We start from the raw sequence: 25,809 nt of genomic DNA on the forward strand, positions 1-25,809 counted from the left end.
ATCCCAATCGGGACGCGGGCCACCGTCGGACCACCACCGTCCCACCGGCCGGTCCCAGCCGGGACCCGACCGCGAGCCGGTGCCCGTCCGGACGCCGGCCGGTCGGGCCGACGTCGCCCACGGCACCGCGCGGCCGGGAACGGGTCAGCCGGCGGCAGGCTCAGCCGGCGAAGTCGTGCTCCCCGAACGGGCCGACCACCGCCAGCGACATCGGCCGGCTCAGCAGCTCGGCGGCCAGGGTGTTCACGTCGGCCACGGTCACCGCGTCGACCCGGGCCAGCAGCTCGTCCACCGGCATCAGATCGCCGTAGAGCAGCTCCCCCTTGGCCAGCCGGCTCATCCGGGAACCGGTGTCCTCCAGGCCCAGCACGAACGAACCCTTGCTCATCCCCTTGCCCCGGGCCACCTCCGCCTCGGTGAGCCCGTCGGCGGCCACCCGGGCCAGCTCGGCGCGGGTCAGCTGGAGCACCTCGTCGACCTTGCCCGGCGCGCAGCCGGCGTAGACGGCGAACAGGCCGCTGTCGGCGTACTGGCTGGCGTAGGAGTAGACCGAGTAGGCCAGGCCACGGCGTTCCCGGATCTCCTGGAACAGCCGGCTGGACATCCCGCCGCCGAGGACGTTGTTGAGCACCCCGAGGGCGAACCGCCGCTCGTCGACCCGGTCGATGCCGGGGCAGCCGAGGATGACGTGCGCCTGCTCGGTCTCCTTCGGCTCGACCAGGACGGTGGCCGGCTTCGTGCGTACCGTCGGGGTGGTCGGCCGGGGGGTGCCCGGCTCGGCCGGGTCGGTGTCCAGCGGGGTGCCGTGCAGCGCCTGGCGGACCAGCCGGACCACGGCGGCGTGGTCGAGGTTGCCGGCGGCGGCGATCACGATCTGCGGCGCGGTGTAGCGGCGGCGGTAGAAGCTCTGGATCTGCCTGCGGGTCATCGGGGTGACCGTCTCCTCGGTGCCGGAGATCAACCGGCCGAGGGGGTGGTCGCCGTAGACGGCGCGGGCGAACAGGTCGTGCACCTCGTCGCCGGGCTCGTCGTCGTGCATGGCGATCTCTTCGAGGATGACCCCGCGTTCGGTCTCCACGTCGGCCGGCTCCAGCAGCGAGTCGGCGACCGCGTCGCACATCACGTCGATGGCCAACGGCAGGTCCTCGTCGAGGACCCGCGCGTAGTAGCAGGTGTATTCCTTGGTGGTGAAGGCGTTGGTCTCGCCACCCACCGCCTCGATCTCGGAGGAGATCTCCAGGGCGGTGCGCTTGTGGGTGCCCTTGAACAGCAGGTGCTCCAGGAAGTGCGCCGCACCGGCCTGCGGACCGGTCTCGTCCCGCGAACCGACGGTGACCCAGATGCCGAACGAGACGCTGCGCATCGTCGGGATCGCCTCGGTGAGCACCCGCAGCCCGCTCGGCAGGACGGTCCGCCGCACCGTGCCACCCAACGGGTCGTCACTGATCGTGCGGGTGACCGCCCGGGACGCCGTACCGGCGCGGCCGGGCTGGCCGGTGGTGGCGTGCCAGCGGACGTCAGGCGGGGCCACCGGCCGTCGAGCCGGGGGGAACGGCGAACGGCTCACGCAAACCTGCTCTCCGTGCGACGAGGGGTGGAGGGAGACACACCGGCCGGGTGACGACGTCGTCGTCACCCGGCCGGTCACTGCTCAGCTGTGCCGGGTACGCCGACGCGGACGCTCGCCGCCGTCGCCACCCTCGCCGCCACCCGGGCCGCGCTCGCCACGCTCCGGGGCACGACCGCCCCGGTCGCCACCACGGTCACCACGGTCACGCGGACCCCGGTCACCGCCCCGACCCGCCGGCCGGTCGCCACCGGCGGCCTCGCCGGCCTCACCGGCGGCCGGCGCCTCGGCGCCCTCCGGCCGGACCTTGTCCAGGTAGATCTTGCCGCGGGCGTCGATGTCCGCGATCTCCACCTCGACCCTGTCGCCGACGTTGAGGAAGTCCTCGACCCGCTCGACCCGCTTGCCGTCGCCCACCTTGGAGATGTGCAGCAGGCCGTCGCGGCCGGGCAGCAGCGAGATGAACGCGCCGAACGCGGCGGTCTTGACCACCGTGCCGAGGAACCGCTCGCCGGCCTTGGGCAGGGTCGGGTTGGCGATCCCGTTGATCCGGTCCACGGCGGCCTGCGCCGACGGGCCGTTGGTCGCGCCGACGTAGATCGTGCCGTCGTCCTCGATGGAGATCTCGGCGCCGGTCTCGTCCTGGATGGCGTTGATGGTCTGCCCCTTCGGGCCGATCACCATGCCGATCTTGTCCACCGGGATCTTGACGGTGGTGACCCGCGGCGCGTAGTCCGACATCTCGGCCGGGGCCTCGATCGCCGCCTGCATCACGCCGAGGATGGTCTGCCGGGCCTCGTTCGCCTGCTGGAGCGCGGCGGCGAGCACATCCGACGGGATGCCGTTGAGCTTGGTGTCGAGCTGGAGCGCGGTGACGAACTCCGGCGTGCCGGCGACCTTGAAGTCCATGTCACCGAACGCGTCCTCGGCACCGAGGATGTCGGTCAGCGTCACGTACTGGGTCTTGCCGTCGACCTCGTCGGAGATGAGGCCCATCGCGATGCCGGCCACCGGCGCCTTGAGCGGCACACCGGCCGACAGCAGCGCCAACGTCGAGGCGCAGACCGAACCCATCGACGTCGAGCCGTTGGAGCCGAGCGCCTCGGACACCTGCCGGATCGCGTACGGGAACTCCTCGCGCGACGGCAGCACCGGCAGCAGGGCCCGCTCGGCCAGCGCGCCGTGGCCGATCTCCCGCCGCTTCGGCGAGCCGACCCGGCCGGTCTCCCCGGTCGAGTACGGCGGGAAGTTGTAGTTGTGCATGTAACGCTTGCGGTTCTCCGGGGAGAGGGTGTCCACCATCTGCTCCATCCGGAGCATGTTCAGCGTGGTGACCCCGAGGATCTGGGTCTCGCCCCGCTCGAACAGCGCGGAGCCGTGCACCCGGGGCAGCACGCCGACCTCGGCGGTGAGCGCCCGGATGTCACGCGGACCCCGGCCGTCGATGCGGACCTGCTCGCGCAGCACCCGGTTGCGGACCTCGGACTTGGTCAGCGACCGGAACGCCGCGGACAGCTCCTTCTCCCGGCCCTCGAACCGGCTGCCCAGCTCCTCGGCGACCTTGGCCTTGATCCGGTCCAGGGCCTCCTCGCGGTCGGCCTTGCCGGCGATCTGGAGCGCCTCGGCCACCTCGGCGCGGACCAGCTCGGCCACCGCCTGGTAAATGTCGTCCTGGTAGTCCAGGAAGACCGGGAACTCGGTGACCGGCTTGGCGGCGACCTCGGCCAGCTCGCTCTGCGCCCGGCACAGCTCGCGGATCGCCGGCTTGGCGGCCTCCAGGCCGCTGGCGACGATCTCCTCGGTCGGGGCGGTCGCGCCGCCCGCGATGAGGGCGACGGCATTCGGCGTCGCCTCGGCCTCGACCATCATGATCGCGACGTCGCCGTCGTCGAGCGTGCGGCCGGCCACCACCATGTCGAAGGTGGCGCGGGCCAGCTCCTCCAGGGTCGGGAAGGCCACCCACTGGCCGTCGACGTGCGCGACCCGGGTCGCCCCGATCGGGCCGGAGAACGGCAGGCCGGACAGCTTCGTCGACATCGAGGCCGCGTTGATGGCCACCACGTCGTACGGGTGCTGCGGGTCGAGCGCGAGGACGGTCTCGACGACCTGGACCTCGTTGCGCAGGCCCTTGACGAACGACGGGCGCAGCGGCCGGTCGATCAGCCGGCAGGTGAGGATCGCGTCCTCGCTGGGCCGACCCTCACGGCGGAAGAACGAGCCGGGGATGCGGCCCGCGGCGTACATCCGCTCCTCGACGTCGACGGTCAGCGGGAAGAAGTCGAACTGCTCCTTCGGGTGCTTACCGGCGGTAGTGGCGGAGAGGACGACCGTCTCGCCCAGCTGGGCGATGACGGAACCGGCGGCCTGGCGGGCCAGCCGACCGGTGGAGAAAGTGATCTCGCGGGTACCGAAGGACCCGTTGTCGATCACGGCGGTGCGGGATTCGGTGCCGAGGTTGGTCTCGGTCATGTGCGGCGGTACTCCTTCGCGTCGTGGGCGCACGACACCGGAGCTGCTCAGACGGCCGGTCTTCGATCGAAGCGCCCGGGTGGCCGGCATGATGCCGGGATGCCCGGGGGCCACTACCGGAGACCGGTACGCTGACCGGCTCCCTCTCGGGTGGTCGCGCGGCCCTCTTCTTCTGGTGGTGCCGAGCGGGGGAGCGGCCCGGTGGCCACTCCCCCGTCACGTCATCGGCGCAGGCCGAGCCGCTCGATCAGCGACCGGTAGCGACTGATGTCCTTCTTCTGGACGTAGTTGAGCAGCCGACGGCGCCGACCGACCAGCAGCAGCAGCCCCCGGCGGCTGTGGTGGTCGTGCTTGTGCACCTTCAGGTGCTCGGTCAGCTCCGCGATCCGCTTGGTGAGGACCGCGACCTGGACCTCCGGCGAACCGGTGTCGCCCTCGGCGGTCGCGTACTCCGTGCGGATCTTGGCCTTGGCTTCCTGGTCGAGCGCCATGTTCTCCCTGTTTCGGTGGGTTGACAACTGATGTCCGTCGTTCGGGTCCGAACGGACCGGGACGGACGAACCTCGCACCCGCGGCGTCGTGCAGGCACGCGAGGCCCCGCGTCGGTCATCCGACGTCACCGCCACACTACCAGCCCGTCGCGGAAGCGCCCGGTCAAGGCCCACGCGGCGGGCGTCGGCGGCCCGCCCACCCCGCCCGCCGGGCCGGTCAGGCGACCGCCAGCCGGGTCCGCGCGACGTCCTCGGCCATCTGCACGAGCAGCGGTTCGATCGCGTCGTACCGGATCTGGCCGCGCAGGTGGGCGGCGAAGTCGAGGGCGACCCGCTCGCCGTACAGGTCGCCGGCGAAGTCCAACACGTGCGCCTCGACCCGGCGCTCCCGGCCGGCGAACGTCGGGTTGGTGCCGATCGAGATGGCCGCCGGCAGCCGCTCGGTCCCCCGGCGCACCAGCCAGCCGGCGTAGACCCCGTCGGCGGGCACCGCCGTGTGCGGCGGGCAGAGCAGGTTGGCGGTGGGGAAGCCCAGCTCCCGGCCACGCTGGTCACCCAGCACCACGACCCCTTCGAGCCGGTGCGGCCGGCCGAGCACGGCCGCCGCCGCCGCCACGTCCCCGGCCTCGATCCGGGCCCGGATGTACGTCGAGGAGAAGACCGTGCCGTCGGCGGTGACCAGCGGGGCGTTCTCCACCCCGAAGCCGAAGGTCCCGCCGAGCTGTTCGAGCAGCGCCACGTTCCCGGCGGCCCGGTGCCCGAAGCGGAAGTTGTCCCCCACCACGACCAGCATGGCGTGCAGGTGTTCGACCAGGATGTCGTGCACGAACGCCTCGGCCGGCAGCCGGGACAGCTCGGCGGTGAACGGCACCACACAGAGCACGTCGACCCCGAGCGCCTCGATCAGCTCCGCCTTGCGGGTGGGCTCGGTGAGCACGGCCGGATGCGATCCGGGTCGGACCACCTCGGCCGGGTGCGGGTCGAAGGTCACCACCACCGACCGGACGCCCAGCTCCCGGGCCCGCGCCACGGCGTGTCCGATGGTCGCCTGGTGTCCCTGGTGCACGCCGTCGAAGACGCCGATGGTGACGACCGACCGCCCCCAGTCACCGGGTGCCGCCTCGTACCCCCGCCACCGCTGCATGCCGCTCCTTCCCTGCTCCGCCACTGACCGGCTCCCACCCGTACCCACCCGCCGGTCGTCCCGGCCGTCGTTGTCGCGCCCGCTCCCGCCGCACCGTCCGACCGGACCGGCCGGCGGCCCGGTCAGGCCGGGGCGAGCACGATCTCCGCGCGGGCCCGGCCGTCCCGCTCGCTGACGATAGCGATCACGCCACCGTCCGGTCCGAAGACGGCGTACGGCCCGGCGATGCCGACCGGGTCGAGCGGCCCACCGTGGGAGAGCACCTTCGCCTCGTCGGCGGTGGCCTCCCGACGGGAGAAGTACCTGTCGGCGGCGGTGTCGAGGGGCAGGTTGACCACCTCGGGCGCGCGCTGTTCCAGGGTCTCGAGGGTGGCCGACTCGGCGAGGGTGAAACTGCCCACAGCGGTGCGCCGCAGCGCGGTGAGGTGCCCGCCGACGCCGAGTGACCGGCCGGCGTCGCGGGCCAGCGCCCGGATGTACGTCCCGGACGAGCAGTCGACGTCGACGTCGACGTCGACCACGTCCGGGGTGTCCCGCCGGATCGCCGACACGTCCAGCCGGGAGACGGTGACCCGGCGGGCGGGCAGCTCGACGCTCTCGCCGTCCCGGACCCGCTTGTACGCCCGCTCCCCGTTGATCTTGATGGCGCTGACCGCGCTGGGCACCTGGTCGATCTCACCGGTCAACGGCCCGAACGCGGCCCGGATCGCGGCGTCGGTCAGCTCCCCGGCGGGCGTGGCGGTGAGCACGTCGCCCTCGGCGTCGTCGGTGACGGTGGCCTGGCCGAGCCGGACCGTCGCGGTGTAGCTCTTGCCCGCCCCGATCACGTACGTCAGCAGCCGGGTGGCCCGGCCCACCCCGATCACCAGCACCCCGGTGGCCATCGGGTCGAGGGTGCCGCCGTGCCCGACCCGGCGGGTGCGGGCCAACCGGCGGATGCGTGCCACCACGTCGTGCGACGTCATGCCGCCGGGCTTGTCGACCACGATCAGACCGTCACCGTTCACGACCGCCAAGCCTGCCAGACGGGTCCACCCCGCCCGCCACCGCACGGCACAATGCCGGACGGCCAGCCGGCCGTGGCGGGTCAGCGCACCGCGCCGACCACCGCCCACCGGCCGGAACGCAGCCGCAGCAGGACCCCGACGAGCCGGATGATCACGAACAGGGTGAGGCCGGCCCAGATGCCCCCCAACCCGAGGTCGAAAGCGAAGGAGAACCAGATCGACGGCAGGAAACCGCCGAGCGCCGCGACGACGGTCAGGTCGCGCAGGTAGCGGACGTCGCCGGCACCGATCAGCACGCCGTCGAGGGCGAACACCACCCCGGCGAACGGCTGCATCGCCGCGAACCACGGCCAGGCCACCATCGCCTGGCCGCGCACCTGGGGATCGGAACTGAACAGCGACGGCACGACGCCGGCCCCGGCCGCGATGAGCACCGCGAAGCCCACCCCGCACACCCCACCGAGCAGCGCGAACCGCCGGGCCAGGGCGCGCGCCCCGGCGGCGTCGCCCGCGCCCAGGGCGGCGCCGATCAACGCCTGCGCGGCGATCGCCAGCGCGTCGAGCAGCAGGGCGGTGAAGAACCACAGTTGCAGGGCGATCTGGTGGGCACCCACGGCGGCGGCGCCGAACCGGGCGGCGACCGCGGTGGCGGACAGGAAGCTGGCCTGGAAGGCGACCCCCCGGATGAGCAGGTCCCGACTGAGCACCAGCTGCTGGCGGATCAGGGCCGGGCGGGGCCGCAGGTCGGCCCGCTCCCGCAGCAGCGCGCCGACGAAGAGGCCACCCGAGACGGTCTGGGCGATCACGTTGGCCACCGCCGAACCGGGCAGGCCCAGCCCGGCGGGGTAGACCAGCAGCGGGCAGAGCAGCGCGGAGAGCAGGTTGGGCCCGAGCACGAACAGCAGCGGCCGCCGGATGTCCTGGATGCCGCGCAGCCAGCCGTTGCCGGCGGCGGCCAGCAGCAGGCCGGGTGCGCCGAGGGCCGCGATCCGCAGCCACTGCCCGGCGGCGTCGGCCACCTCGCCACCACCACCGGCGAGGGTACGCGCCAGCGCGTCCCCGCCGAACTGCATGCCGACGGCCAGCAGGACGCCCACCCCGAGCGCCAGCCAGGAAGCCTGGACGCCCTCGGCCAGCGCCGCGGCCCGGTCACCGGAACCGAACCGTCGGGCCACCCGCCCGGTGATGCCGTACGCCAGCACGGTGCCGAGCCAGGCGGTGAGGGTCAGCACCGTGCCGCCGACGGCGAGCGCGGCCAGCGGAACCCGGCCCAGGTGCCCCACCACGGCGGTGTCGACCAGCACGTAGAGCGGCTCGGCCGCGAGCACCACCAGGGCGGGCAGGGCGAGGGTGGCGATCCGGCGCGGTGAGGCGAGCGCGGTGGCGGTAGGAGTGGACTGGCTCATCGCCGCCGATCCTGACACGCCGCCGGTAAGGAACGCAATCCCCGCCAACACTTACCGAAGGCTGGCCGGCGGAGGTGGCCCGGCACCCGCCCCCGGCACCCGTCCCCTCGGACCCGCCCGGCGGACACCCCGGCACCGCGCCGGGCGGGCCCGGGCAACGGACGGCGGTGCCACTCGACCGGGCGGGCCCGGGCGGGCGAAGAGTCCGCCCGGCGGTGGGGTCACCGCCGGGGCGGCAGCGTCACTGACGGGTGTCCATCGAGGTCTGCAGCGCGCGGCGCATCTGCTCGCGGGCCTCGTCGGTCGTCTCGGTCTTGGGCTTGGTCGCCATGGCGGTGTCCTTCCAGGGTGCGGACCACCGGGACAGGTGGCCCTACGGGCGGTCCTGCTGAGCGCCGGGAAGGCGGCCCGGGATCACCGGAGCGGCTCGCCTGGCAGCGTTGAGCCCGGGTCGGTCAGACCCTGGAGGGAGGCGGCACCGGGTGTGGCACCACCGCCCACGACCTGCGTCGCGACGCGACGTCGGCCTTTCCCAAGTTAACGTTTACTTTCCACATGGTGTCCACTCTTCCCGTCATCTGGACGCCACGGCAGCCACCCCGGGCGGCCGGAAACGGACGGTCCGCCGCGCGCGGACAGCGACGCACGTCGTGCCGGCAGGGACACACGTCGCGCGGGTGCCGGCGAAGAGACCCATCGACAGATGTGCGGAGGGCGGGCGGGCGGCGGACGGTGGTGCTCAGCGGGCCAGGAAGTGCCAGCCCAGCCACCACCAGAATCCGAACAACCCGATCCGGCCGACCGGCACCGGGCCCACCTCGTACCGCATCACGTAGGCGCAGACGTCGCCCAGGGACGGAATCCGGGAGCCCTCCCGGCGGGAGGCCCACTCGACCACCGCGAAGAGCACCAGGGAGGTCAGGAAGCCACTGATGGCGAGGGTACGCATCACCGGCGCACCAGCCCCCAGAAGGCGGCCAGCCAGGCGAACCAGGCCGCCGAACGGACCAGTTCGTCCTCCAGCAGCGGGTCGGCCAGCCGGGACAGGGTGGGGAACTCGTCCCCGACCGCCATGACGAAGGTGGCGCCTTCCAGCACCCCGAACAGCGCCGCCGGGAGCAGCCACCAGGCGGTGCCCCGGCCCAACCGGCGTGGTGCCGGCCGACGCTGCACCCGGTTGCCGAGGCCGAGCCAGATCAGCGCGCCGCCTGTGCCCAACGTCCAGAGGTTGGCCTGGGCGGAAAACGACGGGAACTGCCCGCCGACCAGGGAGAGGCAGGCCAGCACCGGCACGGTGACCACCGGCCGGTCCCAGGTGCGGGAGACGTCCACGGCGATCTCGTGCGGCTGCTCCATCGTCCGATTCTCCCCGGGCTCACCCCGTGCGGGAAGACCGACACCCGTCGGCGTCGCCGTGACCTGCGGTCAACGCCCCGCCCAACTCCGCCCTGATCAGGGCGATGACCTGGTCGACGTCGCCCTGCCCGGTGAATCCGGCGGCGAACAGGTGACCTCCGCCACCCAGCGCCACCGCCACCGCGCTGACGTCGACCGCACCCTTGCTGCGCATCGACACCGCCCACGCGTGCGGCCCGACCTGCTTGAGCACACACGCGACGTCCGCCTCGGCGGTGCAGCGCACCGAGTCGATCAGCGACTCCAGCACGTACGGCCGCTGGTCGTGGCGGTCCAGGTCGTCGAGGGTGGCGTGGGTCCAGACCAGACCGTGCCCGGCGGCGGCCTCCGGTTCGAGCCGGGACCGGCCCAGCACCTCACCGAAGAGCCGGACCGCGCCGAACGGCCGGGTGTCGAAGACCTCGCGGGAGATGTCACCGGGGCGCAGGCCGGTGGCGAGCAGCCGGGCGGCGAGCCGGTGCACCTCCGGCGTCGTCGCCGCGTACCGGAACGAGCCGGTGTCGGTGGTCAACGCGACGTAGAGGCCGGCCGCGATCTCCGCGTCCAACGGCACGTCGAGCCGGGTGAGCAACTGCTCGGCCACGACCGAGGTGGCCGCAGCCGTCGGGTCCACCAGGTGCACCGCACCGAAGCCGGTGTTCGAGGCGTGATGGTCGAGGACCACCGAGGTGCCGGCGGTGTCGAGCCGGTCCACCAGGTCACCGAGCCGCGACTCACTCGCGGCGTCGAAACAGACCACCAGATCCGGATCCGGGTACGCCTCGGTGGCCGGCACCAACAGGTCGATCCCGGGCAGCCAGCGGAACGGCTCCGGCACCTCGGGCGGCCCCGGGAAGGTGGCCTGCAACCGGCGTACGCCGAGCCGGCGCAGTCCCAGCCCGAAGCCGAGCATGCTGCCCAGCGCGTCGCCGTCCGGGTTGACGTGACAGATCAGCAGCACCCGGGCGTCGGCCGGCAGGCCGCGTACCGCAGCGACGGCGGCAGCCCAGTCGTCCTCGCCGGGGCCGGCGGACGGCGACCCGACGCGGAGCTCACCGGCCGTGTCCGGGGCGGCCGTCACCGCCGGTCCGTCGTCGAGGCGTCGGCGTCGGCGGCTTCGTCGTCGACGTCATCGTCCTCGTCGTCGTCGACCCGGTAGGGCTGGGCGTCACCGGCGTACTTCGCCTGGGCGGCCAACCGCTGCACCTCGGCGTCGGCGTGCCGGGCCTGGGCGAGCAGGTCGTCGATCTGCTTGACCTGGTCCTGCACGTCGTCGAGGACGAAGGTCAGCGAGGGCGAGTGACGCAGCCCCAGGGCCTTCCCGACGGTGCTGCGCAACATCCCCTTCGCGCTCTCCAGCGCGGCGGCGGTGCTGGCCTGGGCCGTCGCGTCGCCGAGCACGGTGTAGAAGACGGTGGCGTCGCGCAGGTCGGCGGTGATCCGGGCGTCGGTGATGGTGATCATCCCGAGCCGGGGGTCCTTGATCTGGCTCCGCACCACCGAAGCGACCAGCTCGCGAATCCGCTCGGCGTGCCGGCGAACCTTGGCCGGATCAGACATGTCCCCCACCTCCAGGGCGTTCCCACCGCAGCCGGAACGGCGACGCCGAAGCCCACCGAACCCAACCACCCCAACATCTCGAACACTACCCGCGCCCCACCCCCACCCGCCCGCCCCACCCCGCCCCCACACCACCCCGTCCCACCCCGTCCCCGCCCCGCCCCGCCCCGGTGATCAAGAGGTTTGCGTCAGCCTGGAGATCAAAGCTGACGCAAACCTCTTGATCACCGGGGACAGGCGGGCCTGGAGGGAGCCCGGGTGGGGGTGGGGAGCCCGGGCGGGAGGGAGGGGTGGGTCAGTCTTCGGGGGTGTGGAGGGTGCGGCGGACGGAGAGGAGGTCCAGTTCGGGGCGGCCGGCGACGAGGCGTTCGCAGGAATCGAGCACCTCGCGGACATGGGCCGCCTCGGCAGCCACCACGGCCACCCCGATCTCGGCCCGACCGTGCAGGTCGAGCGCGCCCACCTCGGCCGCCGACACGTCGAAGCGGCGCAGCGCGGCCACGATGGGCCGGACGTAGGAGCGCTTGGCCTTGAGCGAACGGGAGTCGCCGGGCAGGAGCAGGTCGAAGAGTGCGGTTCCGGTATACATCGTCCAGGACGTTACGGAAGCCCCCTGGACATGCTCAAGGGGTTTACGCCGGGTGGCGTAAACCCCTTGAGCACTGTTGTCAGCCTCGGATCAGGCGCGCGGCTTCTCCCGCATCTCGAAGGTTTCGATGGTGTCGCCGACCTGGACGTTGTTGAAACCGGCCAGCGTCAGACCACACTCGAAGCCCTCGCGGACCTCCGTCGCGTCGTCCTTGAACCGCTTGAGCGAGCTGATCGTGAGGTTGTCCGCCACGACCGCCCCGTCCCGCAGCAGCCGCGCCTTGGCGTTGCGGCGGATGATGCCGGACCGGACGATACAACCGGAGATGTTGCCGATCTTGGACGAGCGGAAGACGTCGCGGATCTCCGCGCTGCCCAGCTCGACCTCTTCGTACTCCGGCTTGAGCAGCCCCTTGAGCGCGGCGTCGATCTCCTCGATGGCCTGGTAGATGACCGTGTAGTACCGGATCTCCACGCCCTCGCGGTCGGCGATCTCACGGACCTTGTTGGCGGCCCGCACGTTGAAGCCGATGATCGTGACCGCCTCGGACGAGGCGCTCGCGAGCATGACGTCGCTCTCGGTGATCGCACCCACACCCCGGTGGATGATCCTGAGCTGGACCTCCTCGGGGATGTCGAGGTTGAACAGCGCGTCCTCGAGGGCCTCCACGGAACCGGAGACGTCGCCCTTGAGCACCAGGTTGAGCGAGGTCTTCTCGCCCTCCTTGAGCTGCTCCATGAGCGTCTCGAGGGTGGCCCGGCCGCGGGAGTTGGCGAAGGACGCCGCCCGCCGTCGTGCCTGCCGCTGCTCGGCGATCTGCCGCACCGTGCGGTCGTCCTCGGCGGCCAGGAAGGTGTCACCCGCACCCGGCACCGCGGTCAGACCGAGCACCAGGACCGGACGGGCCGGACCGGCCTCGGCGACCTGGTTGCCGTTCTCGTCGAGCATGGCGCGGACCCGGCCGTGGGCCCCACCGGCGACGATCGAGTCGCCCGCCCGCAGGGTGCCCTTCTGCACCAGCACCGTCGCCACCGCACCGCGACCCTTGTCCAGGTGCGCCTCGATGGCCACACCCTGTGCCGGCCCGTCGATCGGAGCGGTCAGCTCCAGCGACGCGTCGGCGGTCAGCAGGACCGCCTCCAGCAGCTCGTCGATGCCGATGCCCGGCTTGGCCGCCACGTTGACGAACATGGTGTCGCCGCCGTACTCCTCGGCGACGAGACCGTACTCGGTCAGCTGCTGGCGGACCTTGTCCGGGTTGGCCTCCGGCTTGTCGACCTTGTTGACCGCGACCACGATCGGCACGTCGGCCGCCTTGGCGTGGTTGAGCGCCTCGATCGTCTGCGGCATGACGCCGTCGTCGGCCGCCACCACCAGCACCACGATGTCGGTGACCTGGGCACCACGGGCACGCATGGCGGTGAACGCCTCGTGGCCCGGGGTGTCGATGAAGGTCACCGCGCGGTCGATGCCCTCGTGCGGAACGTGGACCTGGTATGCGCCGATGTGCTGGGTGATGCCACCCGCCTCGCCGGCCACCACGTTCGCCTTGCGGATCGCGTCGAGCAGCTTGGTCTTACCGTGGTCGACGTGACCCATGACGGTCACCACCGGCGCACGGCTGACCAGCCGGTCCTCCGCGACCTCGGCGTCGAGGTCGATGTTGAACTGCGCGAGCAGCTCGCGGTCCTCGTCCTCCGGGCTGACGATCTGCACGTCGAAACCGAGGTGCTCACCGATCAGCAACAGGGTCTCGTCCGAGCAGGACTGGGTCGCGGTGACCATCTCGCCCAGGTTGAACATCTCCTGGACCAGCGAACCCGGGTTGGCGTTGATCTTGTCGGCGAAGTCCGACAGCGAGGCGCCACGGGAGAGCCGGACGACCTGACCCTGACCCCGGGGGGCACCCGAGCTCATGGTCGGAGCCGACAGGTTGTCGAACTCCTGTCTGCGCTGCTTCTTGGACTTGCGACCACGGGTCGGCCGACCACCCGGACGCCCGAAGGCACCCGCGGCGCCGCCGCCACGGCCACGACCGCCGCCACCGGGACGACCACCGCCACCGGCCGGGGCACCCGGGCGGAAACCGCCGCCGGGAGCGCCACCGCCGCCACCGGGGCCACCACGGTAGCCACCGCCGCCGGCACCAGCGCCGCCGCCGGGACCGCCACGGAAGCCGCCACCGCCGCCGCCACCGCCACCGGGGCGGAAGCCACCGCCACCGCCACCGGGACGACCGGCGCCGCCGCCGGGGCCACCACGACCGCCACCGGGGCCGCCGGGGCGACCCGTGGTGGGCCGCTGGCTCGGCATCGAGGCCGGGCTCGGACGCGGCGGCATCGAGGCCGGGCTCGGACGCGGCGGCATGCCGGCCGGACTCGGCCGGGGACCGCCACCACCGGCGGCCGGGGGCCGCTGCTGCTGGCCACCCTGGATGCCGAACGGGTTGTTACCGGCACCGCGCGCCGGCGGACGACCGCCGGGACGGGCACCCGGGCCGGCCGGAGGGCCACCCGGACGACCGGCGGCCGGGGTACCCGGACGCGGCGGTACGGCGTTCGGACCGGGACGCGGACCCGGACGGGGACCACCCTCGGTCGGGGGCTCCCGTCGGACGTTGTCCCGCTGCTGCTGCCGGGCGGCCTGGGCGGCCTTGACCGCCGCCTCCTGCTCGGCCTTCAGCGCGGCGGCGCGCGCTTCGGCGGCCGCCACCTCGATGTCGTGTGCGCTCGCCGGCTTGGCGACCGGAGTCACCGGCTGCGGCGGGCCGGGGACCGGGCCCTTGGGCTTCGGTCCAGGGGTCGGCGCGGTCGGCCGCCGGGGCGGCATCGGCCGGGCCGAGACCCGGGGGGCGCCCGGGGTCGGGGACGGCGTCGGGGTCGGTGCCGGGCTCGGGGCCGCCGCCGGAGCGGACGGTGCCGACGAACCACCGGCGGACGCGACGAATGCGCCACGCAGACGTCGGGCGACGGGCGCCTCGACGGTGCTGGACGCGGACTTCACGAACTCGCCCATTTCCTTCAGCTTGGCGAGCACTGTCTTGCTTTCGACCCCGAGCTCCTTAGCAAGCTCGTGTACGCGGGCCTTACCTGCCACTGCACTCCTCACTCCGAGGTCGTGCGGGCAGCACCCGCAGCGACCTCACTCGTGCACTTGAAGCCTGGTCATTTCAGGGACTTCATCGTGTGCTCATGTCGGTCGTCCTACCTTGCTAGCGACCCTCGCCCGGTCGGGTTGACCGGACGTAGTGGTTGACGCATCGACGTGCTCCGCGACGGCACCGTGGTCAGGGACCTCGGTGAGTCGCAGCGCCCGCCCGAAGACGCGACGCCGCACCGCCAGCGCGAAGCAGGCCGGATCCGGGTGCATGTTCGCTCCCCGACCCGGCAGACTGCGGCTCGGATCAGGTCGGAGACTGTGACCATCCTCGTCACCGACCGCGACGATCCGCAGCAGTTCGCTGGCCGGCGCACGTTTCCGGCAACCCACACAAGTGCGTTCCGGATGCGCGCGTCGTACCACTGGAAGAAGTCTACCCCTAGCCGCCCGAGATCGCTCCGCCCGGCTCCGAGACGGACTCGGCACCGCCCCGACCGCCGGGCCCCGCCTGCTCCGCGTCCGACCGGATGTCGATCCGCCAACCGGTCAAACGCGCAGCAAGCCGGGCGTTCTGCCCCTCCCGCCCGATGGCGAGGGAGAGCTGGAAGTCCGGGACGGTCACCCGGGCCGTCCGGGTGGCCAGGTCGACCACCTCGACCCGCAGCGCCTTGGCCGGCGAGAGCGCGTTGCCGACGAACGCCGCCGGGTCGTCCGACCAGTCGATGATGTCGATCTTTTCGCCGTGCAGCTCGCTCATCACGGCGCGGACCCGCTGGCCCATCGGGCCGATGCAGGCCCCCTTGGCGTTCACGCCCTGCACGGTGGAGCGCACGGCGATCTTGGTGCGGTGACCTGCCTCACGGGCGATCGCCCCGATCTCCACCGTGCCGTCGGCGATCTCCGGCACCTCCAACGCGAAGAGCTTCTTCACCAGCGCCGGATGGGACCGCGACAGGGTGATCTGCGGCCCACGCATCCCCTTGGTCACGTGCACCACCACGCAGCGGATCCGCTCGCCGTGGTGGTAACGCTCGCCGGGCACCTGCTCGGACTGCGGCAGCACACCCTCCAGCTTGCCGAGGTCGACGCTGACGATGCCCTTCTCGCTGCGCGCCTCGTGCGCCTGCACCACTCCGGTGACCAGGTCACCGTCGCGGCCGACGTACTCACCGAAGTGCACCTCGTCGGTGGCCTCCCGCAACCGCTGGAGGATCACCTGCTTGGCGGTCATCGCCGCGATCCGGCCGAAGTCGTGCGGGGTGTCGTCCCACTCCCGCACCACGCTGCCGTCGTCGTCCAGCTCCTGGGCGTAGACCTGGGCGGCCCCGTTCTTACGGTCGATCTCCACCCGGGCGTGCGACTCGGCGCCGTCGGTGTGCCGGTAGGCGGTCAGCAACGCGGTCTCGATCGCCGCGAGGATCGTGTCGAACGGGATCTCCCGCTCGCGCTCCAGTGCGCGCAGCGCCGCGAGGTCGATGTTCACCTCTCCTCGTCCTCCACATCATCGTCGTCATCGTCGGCGGCGTGTTCGTCGTCGCCGATCTCGTCGTCTTCGTCGGCGCCGTCGAACTCGTCCGCCTCGTCGATCTCGTCGAGGCGGTTGAACTCGACCTGCACCCGGCCGGGGCCGAGCTCGGCGTAGCGGTGTTCCGCCCGGCCGGCTTCGGTCTCCAGCACCACACGCTCGTCGTCGGCCGCCACCACCCGGCCGGTGACCTGACGGTCCACCGTGGGCTGCGCGTCGGGCCGCTCGACCCGGACGGTCACCTTCACCAGCCGGCCGGCGTTGCGTCGCCAGTGCCGGGGCAGGGTCAACGGGCGGTCCACCCCGGGGGAGCTGACCTCCAGCTGGTACTCCCCCGCCACGATGTCCCCGCCGGACTCCTCGGCCGCGTCCAACGCCGCCGAGACCACCCGGGAGACGTCCGCGACGGCGTCCAGGTTGATCCCGCCGTCGGCGTCCACGATCACCCGGACCACGTGCCGCCGGCCGGCCCGGGACACGGAGACGTCCTCCAGGTCGTAGCCCGCCTCCGTGACCACCGGCGCGATCACGTCGCGCAATCTGGTACGCCGGGCGGCCAGGTCGCCCCGGGATGCGCCCGCACGGTCCCCGCCCCGGGCGCCGTCGGTGCGACGGGATCGTCCCGCCGGCGCCGTCGGCCGGGTGGCACGGCCACGCTGCGTCATCTGGGCACCCTTCTGCTGGTCGGCTGCGGTCGTCGGACCGGCACGCCGGGACGCCACCGGGGCGGAAGCGCCGGTGGCTGCGCAGAGCGTAACGCGCCGCCGGGACGGCGGCCCCGGCGGCGCACCGACGGCGGTCGCCCGGCGGTCGGCGCGGATGGTGTTGACTTGTCCGGTGGCCACGGGCAGAACGACGACACACCCCGACGGAACGGGGCAATCCCGACGTACGGTGCTGCGCTCCGGCGCACTTCTGGCGGTCGGTGCCGCCACGGTGCCGCTGACCGGTTGTGCGCTGTTCGACCGGGACGAGCCCAGCCCGCCGCCCGACCCGCTGGAACCCCTGGCGGACGAGGCCCGGGCACTGGCCGCCCGGCACCGGGCCGCGATCGCCGCCGACCCGGGGCTCGCCGACCGGCTCACCCCGATCGCCGAGGCGCACACGGCGCACGCCGACGAGCTGCGCCGGCTGATCGGCCGCCCCGGGCCGTCCGGTCCGGCGACACCGGCTCCGAGCGCCGGGGAAGGCACCCGCAGCGCCCTCCTGGCCGGGTTGCGGACCGCCGAGCAGAGCGGCCGGGACAACGCGGCCAAGGCGTGCGCCGCCGCGCCGGGTGACCGGGCCGCACTGCTCGGTTCGATCGCCGCCGCCCGGGCCACCCACCTGGAGGCACTGAAGTGAACCGCCGCACCGCCCCCGCCACCCCCGGCGACGCGCTCGCCGGGGCGTTGGCCGCCGAGTACGCCGCGATCTACGCCTACGGCCCGATCGGGGTACGACTCACCGACGCCGACCGGCGGGCGGCCCGCACCGCCGAGGCGGCCCACCGGTCCCGACGCGACGCGCTGGTGCTCCAGCTCAGCGCCACCGGCGGCACCGTCCCCCCCGACCAGGCCGGCTACGCCCTGCCGTTCCCGGTCACCGACCGGGCCGCCGCGTTGCGGCTGGCGGTGCAGGTGGAGGAGCGCACCGCGGCGTTCTGGCGGGCGGCGCTGCCGGTCACCACCGGCGCGGACCGCACCCGGGCGCTCAACGCGCTGACCGACTGCGCGGTACGGGCCACCCGCTGGCGGCGCAGCGCGGGCCTCACCCCACTGACCGTCCCGTTCCCCGGCAGTCCCACCTGACCCACCGCCCGTACCCTGCGGTTGCGGTCCGCATACGGGGTATGCATACTCCGTCGCATGTCCATCCGTCACGGCCTGCTCGCCCTGCTGGAGCGCGGCCAGATGTACGGCTACCAGCTCCGGGCCGCGTTCGAGGAGTCGACCGGCTCCACCTGGCCGCTGAACATCGGTCAGGTCTACACCACCCTCAACCGGCTGGAACGCGACGGCCTGGTCCGCTCGCTGCCCGAGCACGAGGGCGGGCAGCGGCCGTACGAGATCACCGACGCCGGGCGGGCGGACCTGGCGCTGTGGTTCGTCACCCCGATCAGCCGCAACGACCGCCCCCGCGACGAGCTGTCCATCAAGCTGGCCCTGGCGTTGACCACCCCCGGGGTGGACGTGCGGGCGGTGGTGCAGACCCAGCGTGGCGCGACCATGCGCACGTTGCAGGAGCTGACCCGGCTCAAGTACACCAGCGACCGGCCGGAGGACCTGCCCTGGCGACTGGTGCTGGACGCGATGATGTTCCAGGCCGAGGCGGAGATCCGCTGGCTCGACCACTGCGAGACCAGCCTGGTCCGGCACCGGCCGGCGGCACCCACAGCCCGCAGCGGGTCACCGCCGGAGGTGGTGGAGCGGGCCGACGAGGAGGCACACCGGTGACCGGCCCCGACGACGGCGCGGTGCTCGAACTGCGCGACGTCCACCGCACCCACGGGGGCGGGGAGGCCGCCGTGCACGCGCTGCGCGGGGTGAGCCTCACCGTACGACCGGGCGAGCTGGTGGCCGTGATGGGTCCCTCCGGCTCGGGCAAGTCGACCCTGCTCACCCTGGCCGGTGGGCTCGACCGGCCGACCGGCGGGGAGGTACTGGTCGAGGGGGAGGCCCTCGGCACGCTCGACGGGCGGGGGCTGGCCCGGCTGCGCCGTCGCCGGATCGGCTACGTCTTCCAGGATCTGAACCTGCTCGGCAGCCTCACCGCCGCGGAGAACGTGGCCCTCCCGTTGGAACTCGACGGGGTCGGCGTACGGCAGGCCCGGCGGGCGGCCCTGGCGGCACTGGAGGAGGTCGGCCTGGGCGGGCTCGGTGCGCGCTTCCCCGACCAGATGTCCGGGGGGCAGCAGCAGCGGGTGGCGATCGCGCGGGCGCTGGTCGGTGAGCGGCGGTTGGTGCTGGCCGACGAGCCGACCGGGGCCCTGGACTCGCAGACCGGGGAGGCCGTGCTGCACCTGCTGCGCCGCCGGGTCGACGCGGGGGCGGCCGGGGTGTTGGTGACCCACGAGGCCCGGCACGCGGGCTGGGCCGACCGGGTGGTCTTCCTGCGCGACGGTGTCATGGTCGACTCCACCGCGCCGTTGGCCGGGGTCGAGCACCTGCTCTCCGGAATCGGCCGGTGAGCGCCCCGTCCCATCCGGACGGACCCTCCGGCCCCGACGGCCTGTCCGCCCGCACCCCACCGGCCCGGCCCGACGACCCGGCCCGCCCCACTCACCCGGCCCGCCCCGACCACCCGGCCCGCCCCGCTCACCCGGCCCGGCCCGCTCACCCCGAGAACCCGGCTCACCCCGACGACCCGGCCCGGCCGGCAGGAGCCGGCAGAGCGACCCGGCCGGCCCACCCCGACGCGGGGGGCCCGGTGGGACTGCCCGGTCGGCTCGCCGGGACGCTCGGGTCCTGGCGGGCCGCGCTGCGGATCGCCCGGCGGGAGGCCTGGCGGGCACGGGGGCGCACCGCGCTGGTGCTGACGATGATCGCGCTGCCGGTACTGGTGCTGAGCTTCGTCGCGGTCACCTACGACATGGCCGAGCTCACCCCGGAGGAGAGTTTCGTCCAGCGGGTCGGTGCCGCCGACGTCGAGCTGCACTGGGTGGCGGAGAACCCGCTCCACCAGGACTCCCGGGGGGACACGAACTGGGCCCGCACGGGTGACCTGGTGGCCCGGGAACGGCCGGTGGGTCGGGCGGAGGTCGAGGCGCTCCTGCCGGCCGGCAGCCGGGCCAGCCGGGTCACCTGGTGGGTGCCGTTCGAGGTGCGGATCGGCGACCGGACCAGGACCATCGACGGGCGGGCGTTGGACCTGACGGACCCGCTGGCCCGCTCGATGGTGCGCCTGCGGTCCGGGCGGGTCCCCACCGCACCCGACGAGGTCGCGGTCAGCGCGCAGGCCGCCGCCCGGATGGGCGTACGGGTGGGCGGGTCGGTCGACGCGGCCGACGGCACCCGCCGGTGGCGGGTGGTCGGTGTGGTGGAGTTTCCCGACCAGCTCGGGGAGATCGCCGCCCTGACGCCGACCGGGTCGTCCCGGGACGGGCGGAGCTACGACGAGAGCTGGCTGGTCGACCTTCCCGGCCCGTTGGACGCCGCGCTGGTGGACCGGCTCAACGCGCACGGCATCCTGGTCAGCGCCCGGGACCCGGTGCCGGGTGCCCGGTCCCCCGACGGGTCGACGCTCAACCTGCCCGATCCGGTGCTGGCGAGCAACACGGTGTTGGTCGGCGGCCTCGGTCTGCTGGAGGTCGTCCTGCTGGTCGGCCCGGCCTTCGCGGTGGGGGTCCGGCGGCGGCGGCGGGACCTGGCGCTGGTCGCGGTGGCCGGCGGTGACCCGGTGCACCTGCGGCGGATCGTGCTCGCCGACGGGGTGGTCCTCGGTGGGCTCGGGGCGGCGTGCGGGCTGCTGCTCGGGGTCACCGCCGCGCTCGCCGGTCGGTCGCTGGTCGAGGAGCACCTGCTGGGGGCGCGCAGCGGGGGCTACCGGGTCTTCCCGGCGGCGCTCGTCGCGATCGCGGCGGTCGCGGTGCTGGCCGGGGTGTTGGCCGCGCTCGCCCCGGCGCTGGCCGCGGCCCGGCAGGACGTGGCGGCCGGGTTGGCCGGTCGCCGGACCGCACCCCCGCACCGCCGCCGCTGGCTGCTCCTCGGGGTGGCGCTGACCGCGCTGGGCAGCGGGGCCGCCGCGCTGGGTGCCGCGAGGGGCGACAGCCCGGTGATCCTCGCCGGGTTGGTCCTGGGTGAGCTGGGCCTGGTCTTCTGCACGCCCGCACTGATCGGTCTGCTGGCCCGGCTCGGTCCGCTGCTGCCGCCCGCGCCCCGTATCGCGCTGCGCGACGCCAGCCGCAACCGCTCGTCGGCCGCTCCGGCCATCTCCGCGGTGATGGCCGCCGTCGCCGGCAGCGTCGCCCTGGGCGTCTACGTGGCCAGCAACGACGCCCGCGACCGGGCCGACTGGCAACCGGGGATGCCGCCGGGCCAGGTGTTGCTGCTGCGCGCCGACCGGGACGGCACCGGCCCGCTGCCCCCGTTACCGCTGATCACCGAGCGGGTCCGGGCCGAGCTGGGCACCGACGCGGTGCTGCCGGTGGCGGTGCCCAGCTGCGTCGACCCGCAACGCCCGGAGGACTACTGCACGGTCACGGCGGTGCTGCCCGAGGACCGGGCCTGCCCGTACGACGCGGAGTCCTACGGTACGGCCGAGGTCCGCCGTGCGGCGCTGGCCGACCCGCGCTGCGTCCCGCCGGTCCGCATCGTCAGCGGCTTCTACCTGCCCGCCATGGTGGACGACGGCGCCGTCCTGGGGGTGCTCAGCGGTGCGCCGGCGGCCGAGGTGGCGGCGGCGGCCGTCGTGCTGCACGCCGGTGGCGTGGTGGTGACCGATCCCCGTTACCTGGTCGACGGTCAGGTGACGGTCCGGGTCGAACGGTGGGTCGGCGACTCCCGCCCGTCGGTGGCGACCAGCGTCACCCTCCCCGGTCACCTGCTGCGCGACGGGCTGCCGGTCGACCGGATGGTGCTCTCCCCCGCCGCCGCCGCCCGGGTCGGCCTGCGCACGGAGCCGGCCGGTTTCGCCGTCGACACCCGGACCACGCCGACCACCGCACAGCTCGACCGGGTGGTCACCGCCCTGCGGCCGTTGCTGCCGGTGTCGGTGCAGACCGAACAGGGTCCGCCCCGCTCGCAGCAGCGGCCGGTGCTGCTGTTGCTGGCCGCCGGTGCCGGGATGATCACCCTGGGCGCGGCCGGGGTGGCAACCGGTCTCGCCGCGGCGGAGGGCCGCCGGGACCTGTCCACGCTCGCCGCGGTGGGGGCCAGTCCCCGGGTACGCCGGGTGCTGTCCCTCTGCCAGGCCGGGGTGATCGCCGTGGTCGGCTCGGTGCTCGGCATCGCGGCCGGGCTGGGCTCCGCCCTGATCATCCTGACCTCGATGAACCGCCAGTATGCGCAGACCTGGCCGGCCCAGTCGCCGTACCCGGTGGTGGTGCCCTGGCAGACCCTCGGTGTGCTGGTGGTGGTGCCGCTGGTGGCGATGCTCGGTGCCGGTCTGTTGACCCGGTCCCGCCTCGCGGTCGAACGCCGGTTGGACTGAGCGGCCCGCCGGGAGCCGGTGGCCGGGTCGGTGGGTGCGGACACCGCGTCGACCAGGCAGACTGTCCGGGTGCCCGTCATCGGAACCCTCACCCGCCGGCTCGGTCACCACGAGTGGTTCGGTGCCACCATGCGCCTACTGGTCCCCGTCGACCGGATGGTCGGGCGGCTCACCCGGGGTCGGGTGGTGGCGCTGGGCCTGGTCCCTTCGCTGATCATCACGACCACCGGGCACCGCTCCGGCCTGCCGCGCAGCAACCCCCTGCTGTATGTGCCGGACGGCGAGGGGTTCGTGGTGATCGGCTCCAACTGGGGCCAGCCGCGCCAGCCGGGCTGGGTGCTCAACCTGCGTGCCCGGCCCCGGGCGGAGGTGGCCGTCAAGGGTCGTCGGCTCACCGTGCGGGCCGATCTGGCCACCGGGGCCGAGCGGGAGCGGCTCTGGCAGTTGCTGGTCACCGAGTGGCCGGCGTACCGCACGTACGTGCAGCGGGCCGGTGGCCGGGAGATCCACATCTTCCGGCTGGTCCCGACCGGTGCCGACCTGCCGTGACCGGGCCGGAGCCGGCGACCGGGGTGGACCTGGACGATCCGCGCTGGCAGGTCGCCGGGCGGACGGCCGACGCGGCGCGGCGACGTTTCCCGGCGGACGTCCTCGCGGTGGCCGTGCACGGGCCGTTGGCGCACGGCGACGACGACGGCGGTGGGGACGCCGAGGTCGGGCTGCTGCTGGTCACCTACCGGGTGGGCGGTGGGCCGCCGACGTCGACCCGACGGATCGACGGGGTGCTGGTCGAGTTGACCGTCACCGACGCCGACGAGCACCTGCGGCGGGCCCGGACGCTGACCCCGGCCTGGCCGCTGACCGCCGACCGCTACGTCACCACCGTCGCGCTGTACGACCCGACCGGCTGGCTGCGCACCCTGCGCGACGAGCACCTGGGCCGGTTGGCGCGGGCCCGGCCGGCGGAGTTCAGCACCGCCGCGCGGGACGCCTGGTTCCGGGGTTGGGCGGCGCACGCCCGGGCGGCCCGGCTCGCCGAGTGGTACGAGACCGATCAGGCGCTGGTGATGCTGGGCGAGGCCCGGTTGGCGGCGGCCACGGTCAGCGGCCTGCTCGGCCGCACCTACTTCCGGGACCCGGGTGACGCGGTGCGGCGTACCGGGTTGGCCGGCGCGGACATGACCGAGGTGGGTCGGGTGCTCACCGGGCAGGCCGAGGAGTTGGCCGCCCGGGGCCGCCCGGTCGACGGCACGGTGGACGACCTGCTCACCCGCTGAGCCGGGCACCGGGCACCGGGCCAGGCACCGGGCACCGGGCCAGGCACCGGGCACCGGGCCAGGCACCGGGCACCGGGCCAGGCACCGGGCCGGGCACCGGGCACCGGGCACCGGGCACCGGCGGATCAACGGGTCGGCCACGACGAGCGACCCTGCCGGCGGCGACGGTCTAGCCGAGACCGCCCTGGACCCCGATGAGCATCCCGATCAGGTAGGTCGCGCCGGCCGCCGCCGCACCCAGCAGCAGCTGCCGCAGCCCACCCGCCCACCAAGGGCGGTGGGTGAACCGGGCCACGACCGCACCGGCCACGAAGAGCCCCACCCCGCCGACGGCGAGCGCCAACGCGAGGCTGGTGGAGCCGAGCAGGTAGCTCAGCAGCGGGATCAGCGCGCCGACGGAGAAGCAGAGGAACGACGAGATCGCCGCCGCCCAGGGGCTGGGTTGTTCGTCGGGGTCGACGCCCAACTCCTCCCGGACGTGCACCCGCAGCGCCTCCTCCGGGTTGCGGCGTACCGCCTCGGCGACCTGGTTCGCCAGGTCGCGGGGCAGGCCCCGGGCCACCCAGGCGTCGGACAGCTCGCGGGCCTCCGCCTCCGGGTGGCGTTCCAGCTCGCGGCGCTCCTTGGCCACCTCGGCGGCGACCTGTTCGTTGGCCGAGCGGACGCTGGTGTATTCGCCCAGGCCCATCGAGATGGCGCCGGCGACCAGGCCGGCGGTGCCGGTGAGCACGATGCTGTGCGCGGAGACGCCGCCGCCGCCGACGCCGGCGATCAGCGCGATGTTGGTGACCAGCCCGTCCATCGCACCGAAGACGGCAGGCCGCAGCCACCCGCCGGACACGTCCGCGTGGTGGGCCTCCCGCAGGGCGGCCGGGGTGTCGGTCACGGCAGGGTGAGGATCTCGTGACCGTCGTCGGTGACGACGATGGTGTGTTCGAACTGGGCCGTCCACTTCCGGTCCTTGGTGACGACAGTCCACCCGTCGTCCCACATGTCGTACTGGTAGGTGCCGAGGGTGATCATCGGCTCGACGGTGAAGGTCATCCCCGGCTCCATGATGTCGGTGGGCCGGGGGCTGTCGTAGTGCGGCACGTAGAGGCCGCTGTGGAACGCCTCGCCGATGCCGTGGCCGGTGAAGTCGCGCACCACCCCGTAGCCGAACCGCTTGGCGTACGACTCGATGACCCGGCCGATCACGTTGATCTGCCGGCCGGGGCGGACCGCCCGGATGCCCCGCATCATCGCCTCGTGGGTGCGTTCGACAAGCAGCCGGGCCTCCTCGCTGACCTCGCCGACGCAGAAGGTGGCGTCGGTGTCGCCGTGCACCCCGTCGAGGTAGGCGGTGACGTCGACGTTGACGATGTCGCCGTCGGCGAGCACGGTGGAGTCGGGGATGCCGTGGCAGATGACCTCGTTGACACTGGTGCAGCAGGACTTGGGGAAGCCCTTGTAGCCCAGCGTCGAGGGGTAGGCGTCGTGGTCGACGAGGAACTCGTGCACCACCCGGTCGATCTCGTCGGTGGTCACCCCCGGCTTGCAGTGTTCACCGGCGAGCTGGGTGGCCTGCGCCGCCAACCGGCCGGCGACCCGCATCTTCTCGATGGTCTGCGGGGTCTGCACGTGCGAGCCGCGCCACTGCCGGGGTTGCTTCTTGCCCACGTACTCCGGTCGGGCGATGTGGCCAGGGACCGCTCGCCAGGGGGAGAGCGTGCCTGGGGTGAGCGGGGCACGAACGGTCATGACGACAGCCTATCTCCGGGCGGTCGGCGGGCCGTGGCGTGGCCGGCCCGTCGGTTGTTGCCGTGCCCACCGGGCTGTGCCATTGTGGCTTCGTGGATCTAGGGGGCGTATCTCCCGTTTTCTCCGCGAGCGCGGAGCTGGCAGGTGACCACGTCCACGTCACGGTGACCGGTGAGGTCGACATGGCCACCGCCGACACGATGGTGCAGACCGCGCTGCGGGAGCCGGCCCGGCAGGTCACCCTGGATCTGCGCGCGGTGACCTTCTTCGACTCCGCCGCCATCCACGCGGTGGTCCAGCTCGCCCGCCGGTTTCCCGGTGCCCTGACGGTGTTCCCGTCCCGGCAGGTCAACCGGGTGTTGGAGATCTCCGGCCTCGGCGACCAGGAGTGGCTGCGCCCGGTCTGACCCG

Annotated in this window: 25 protein-coding genes and 1 pseudogene; 8 read left to right on the forward strand and 18 right to left on the reverse strand. The window is 73.6% G+C overall.

The features are described 5' to 3' along the window. Positions 1 to 160: 160 nt before the first annotated feature. The 16 genes and pseudogenes from AB0C22_RS09755 to rimP form a co-directional block, all read right to left on the reverse strand. Positions 161 to 1,447 carry a pitrilysin family protein gene (locus AB0C22_RS09755; RefSeq protein ID WP_357534860.1) on the reverse strand — a complete coding sequence of 429 codons (1,287 nt, stop codon included), beginning with the start codon at positions 1,445 to 1,447 and terminating at the stop codon, positions 161 to 163. Positions 1,448 to 1,651: 204 nt separating this feature from the next. Then, complete coding sequence (locus AB0C22_RS09760; RefSeq protein WP_219468470.1) at positions 1,652 to 4,036, reverse strand: polyribonucleotide nucleotidyltransferase; 2,385 nt, start codon at positions 4,034 to 4,036, stop codon at positions 1,652 to 1,654. A 221-nt stretch (positions 4,037 to 4,257) separates the two neighbouring features. Next, positions 4,258 to 4,527 (reverse strand): 30S ribosomal protein S15, encoded by a 270-nt coding sequence (rpsO, locus tag AB0C22_RS09765; RefSeq protein WP_091246098.1) that lies wholly within the window; start codon positions 4,525 to 4,527, stop codon positions 4,258 to 4,260. Positions 4,528 to 4,744: 217 nt separating this feature from the next. Next, the gene (locus AB0C22_RS09770; RefSeq protein ID WP_208569314.1) at positions 4,745 to 5,671 is read right to left on the reverse strand and encodes a bifunctional riboflavin kinase/FAD synthetase; all 927 of its coding nucleotides are present in this window, start codon (positions 5,669 to 5,671) and stop codon (positions 4,745 to 4,747) included. Positions 5,672 to 5,793: 122 nt separating this feature from the next. Further along, positions 5,794 to 6,678 carry a tRNA pseudouridine(55) synthase TruB gene (truB, locus tag AB0C22_RS09775; RefSeq protein ID WP_219468467.1) on the reverse strand — a complete coding sequence of 295 codons (885 nt, stop codon included), beginning with the start codon at positions 6,676 to 6,678 and terminating at the stop codon, positions 5,794 to 5,796. Between the two features lie 80 nt (positions 6,679 to 6,758). Next, positions 6,759 to 8,084, reverse strand: coding sequence for an MATE family efflux transporter (locus AB0C22_RS09780; protein ID WP_208569312.1), 1,326 nt, complete (start codon positions 8,082 to 8,084; stop codon positions 6,759 to 6,761). 739 nt (positions 8,085 to 8,823) lie between these two features. After that, positions 8,824 to 9,033, reverse strand: a complete 210-nt coding sequence (locus AB0C22_RS09785) for a DUF6186 family protein (protein WP_208569311.1) — start codon at positions 9,031 to 9,033, stop codon at positions 8,824 to 8,826. Beyond that, positions 9,033 to 9,440, reverse strand: coding sequence for a hypothetical protein (locus AB0C22_RS09790; protein ID WP_219468461.1), 408 nt, complete (start codon positions 9,438 to 9,440; stop codon positions 9,033 to 9,035). The genes AB0C22_RS09785 and AB0C22_RS09790 overlap by 1 nt, the downstream gene beginning before the upstream one ends. A gap of 19 nt (positions 9,441 to 9,459) precedes the next feature. After that, positions 9,460 to 10,560, reverse strand: a complete 1,101-nt coding sequence (locus tag AB0C22_RS09795) for a bifunctional oligoribonuclease/PAP phosphatase NrnA (protein WP_219468458.1) — start codon at positions 10,558 to 10,560, stop codon at positions 9,460 to 9,462. Continuing rightward, positions 10,557 to 11,039: a 30S ribosome-binding factor RbfA gene (gene rbfA, locus AB0C22_RS09800; protein WP_219468455.1), complete on the reverse strand. Its 483-nt coding sequence runs from the start codon at positions 11,037 to 11,039 to the stop codon at positions 10,557 to 10,559. The genes AB0C22_RS09795 and rbfA overlap by 4 nt, the downstream gene beginning before the upstream one ends. 295 nt (positions 11,040 to 11,334) lie before the next feature. Continuing rightward, complete coding sequence (locus AB0C22_RS09805; RefSeq protein ID WP_219468453.1) at positions 11,335 to 11,628, reverse strand: DUF503 domain-containing protein; 294 nt, start codon at positions 11,626 to 11,628, stop codon at positions 11,335 to 11,337. A 90-nt stretch (positions 11,629 to 11,718) separates the two neighbouring features. After that, entirely contained in the window at positions 11,719 to 13,995 is a 2,277-nt protein-coding gene (infB, locus tag AB0C22_RS09810) for a translation initiation factor IF-2 (protein ID WP_357534862.1), read from the reverse strand. Positions 13,996 to 14,187: 192 nt separating this feature from the next. Further along, positions 14,188 to 14,724 (reverse strand): annotated as a pseudogene (locus AB0C22_RS09815) (translation initiation factor IF-2 N-terminal domain-containing protein); the annotation flags it as partial. A gap of 93 nt (positions 14,725 to 14,817) precedes the next feature. After that, positions 14,818 to 15,150, reverse strand: coding sequence for a YlxR family protein (locus tag AB0C22_RS09820; RefSeq protein ID WP_208569305.1), 333 nt, complete (start codon positions 15,148 to 15,150; stop codon positions 14,818 to 14,820). A 16-nt stretch (positions 15,151 to 15,166) separates the two neighbouring features. Then, the gene (gene nusA / locus AB0C22_RS09825) at positions 15,167 to 16,210 is read right to left on the reverse strand and encodes a transcription termination factor NusA (protein ID WP_208569304.1); all 1,044 of its coding nucleotides are present in this window, start codon (positions 16,208 to 16,210) and stop codon (positions 15,167 to 15,169) included. Then, positions 16,207 to 16,917, reverse strand: coding sequence for a ribosome maturation factor RimP (gene rimP, locus AB0C22_RS09830; RefSeq protein WP_219468451.1), 711 nt, complete (start codon positions 16,915 to 16,917; stop codon positions 16,207 to 16,209). The genes nusA and rimP overlap by 4 nt, the downstream gene beginning before the upstream one ends. 229 nt (positions 16,918 to 17,146) lie before the next feature. On the opposite strand from rimP, the gene AB0C22_RS09835 reads away from it, so the two are divergent. From AB0C22_RS09835 to AB0C22_RS09865, 7 genes are all read left to right on the forward strand, one after another. Then, positions 17,147 to 17,596, forward strand: coding sequence for a hypothetical protein (locus AB0C22_RS09835; protein WP_208569302.1), 450 nt, complete (start codon positions 17,147 to 17,149; stop codon positions 17,594 to 17,596). After that, the gene (locus tag AB0C22_RS09840) at positions 17,593 to 18,042 is read left to right on the forward strand and encodes a ferritin-like domain-containing protein (protein WP_208569301.1); all 450 of its coding nucleotides are present in this window, start codon (positions 17,593 to 17,595) and stop codon (positions 18,040 to 18,042) included. The genes AB0C22_RS09835 and AB0C22_RS09840 overlap by 4 nt, the downstream gene beginning before the upstream one ends. 57 nt (positions 18,043 to 18,099) lie before the next feature. Beyond that, positions 18,100 to 18,687, forward strand: a complete 588-nt coding sequence (locus tag AB0C22_RS09845) for a PadR family transcriptional regulator (protein WP_088645558.1) — start codon at positions 18,100 to 18,102, stop codon at positions 18,685 to 18,687. Further along, positions 18,684 to 19,421: an ABC transporter ATP-binding protein gene (locus tag AB0C22_RS09850; protein WP_208569300.1), complete on the forward strand. Its 738-nt coding sequence runs from the start codon at positions 18,684 to 18,686 to the stop codon at positions 19,419 to 19,421. The genes AB0C22_RS09845 and AB0C22_RS09850 overlap by 4 nt, the downstream gene beginning before the upstream one ends. 239 nt (positions 19,422 to 19,660) lie before the next feature. Beyond that, positions 19,661 to 22,381 carry an ABC transporter permease gene (locus tag AB0C22_RS09855; protein WP_357534499.1) on the forward strand — a complete coding sequence of 907 codons (2,721 nt, stop codon included), beginning with the start codon at positions 19,661 to 19,663 and terminating at the stop codon, positions 22,379 to 22,381. Between the two features lie 69 nt (positions 22,382 to 22,450). Next, complete coding sequence (locus AB0C22_RS09860) at positions 22,451 to 22,930, forward strand: nitroreductase family deazaflavin-dependent oxidoreductase (protein ID WP_208569299.1); 480 nt, start codon at positions 22,451 to 22,453, stop codon at positions 22,928 to 22,930. Continuing rightward, positions 22,927 to 23,658, forward strand: a complete 732-nt coding sequence (locus AB0C22_RS09865) for a nucleotidyltransferase domain-containing protein (protein ID WP_308291054.1) — start codon at positions 22,927 to 22,929, stop codon at positions 23,656 to 23,658. Before AB0C22_RS09860 ends, AB0C22_RS09865 begins: the two co-directional genes overlap by 4 nt. A 169-nt stretch (positions 23,659 to 23,827) precedes the next feature. On the opposite strand, the gene AB0C22_RS09870 is transcribed toward AB0C22_RS09865, so the two are convergent. After that, positions 23,828 to 24,544 carry a VIT1/CCC1 transporter family protein gene (locus AB0C22_RS09870; RefSeq protein ID WP_208569298.1) on the reverse strand — a complete coding sequence of 239 codons (717 nt, stop codon included), beginning with the start codon at positions 24,542 to 24,544 and terminating at the stop codon, positions 23,828 to 23,830. Next, positions 24,541 to 25,398, reverse strand: a complete 858-nt coding sequence (gene map, locus AB0C22_RS09875; protein WP_219468448.1) for a type I methionyl aminopeptidase — start codon at positions 25,396 to 25,398, stop codon at positions 24,541 to 24,543. The genes AB0C22_RS09870 and map overlap by 4 nt, the downstream gene beginning before the upstream one ends. Positions 25,399 to 25,490: 92 nt before the next feature. Between map and AB0C22_RS09880 the strand changes: the two genes are divergently transcribed. After that, positions 25,491 to 25,805: an STAS domain-containing protein gene (locus AB0C22_RS09880; protein WP_219468445.1), complete on the forward strand. Its 315-nt coding sequence runs from the start codon at positions 25,491 to 25,493 to the stop codon at positions 25,803 to 25,805. Positions 25,806 to 25,809 lie beyond the last annotated feature (4 nt).

The sequence above is a fragment of the Micromonospora sp. NPDC048894 genome (assembly GCF_040649765.1).
Classification (GTDB): Bacteria; Actinomycetota; Actinomycetes; order Mycobacteriales; family Micromonosporaceae; genus Micromonospora; species Micromonospora antibiotica.

Bases quoted from the DNA above. Each gene is read 5' to 3' on its own strand.
- AB0C22_RS09760 (WP_219468470.1), bottom strand. From the start codon at position 4,036: ATGACCGAGACCAACCTCGGCACCGAATCCCGCACCGCCGTGATCGAC.
- rbfA (WP_219468455.1), bottom strand. From the start codon at position 11,039: ATGTCTGATCCGGCCAAGGTTCGCCGGCACGCCGAGCGGATTCGCGAG.
- AB0C22_RS09845 (WP_088645558.1), top strand. From the start codon at position 18,100: ATGTCCATCCGTCACGGCCTGCTCGCCCTGCTGGAGCGCGGCCAGATG.
- rimP (WP_219468451.1), bottom strand. From the start codon at position 16,917: ATGACGCAGCGTGGCCGTGCCACCCGGCCGACGGCGCCGGCGGGACGA.
- AB0C22_RS09770 (WP_208569314.1), bottom strand. From the start codon at position 5,671: ATGCAGCGGTGGCGGGGGTACGAGGCGGCACCCGGTGACTGGGGGCGG.
- AB0C22_RS09785 (WP_208569311.1), bottom strand. From the start codon at position 9,033: ATGCGTACCCTCGCCATCAGTGGCTTCCTGACCTCCCTGGTGCTCTTC.
- AB0C22_RS09780 (WP_208569312.1), bottom strand. From the start codon at position 8,084: ATGAGCCAGTCCACTCCTACCGCCACCGCGCTCGCCTCACCGCGCCGG.
- rpsO (WP_091246098.1), bottom strand. From the start codon at position 4,527: ATGGCGCTCGACCAGGAAGCCAAGGCCAAGATCCGCACGGAGTACGCG.
- AB0C22_RS09805 (WP_219468453.1), bottom strand. From the start codon at position 11,628: ATGTATACCGGAACCGCACTCTTCGACCTGCTCCTGCCCGGCGACTCC.
- AB0C22_RS09790 (WP_219468461.1), bottom strand. From the start codon at position 9,440: ATGGAGCAGCCGCACGAGATCGCCGTGGACGTCTCCCGCACCTGGGAC.
- infB (WP_357534862.1), bottom strand. From the start codon at position 13,995: ATGCCGCCGCGTCCGAGCCCGGCCTCGATGCCGCCGCGTCCGAGCCCG.
- map (WP_219468448.1), bottom strand. From the start codon at position 25,398: ATGACCGTTCGTGCCCCGCTCACCCCAGGCACGCTCTCCCCCTGGCGA.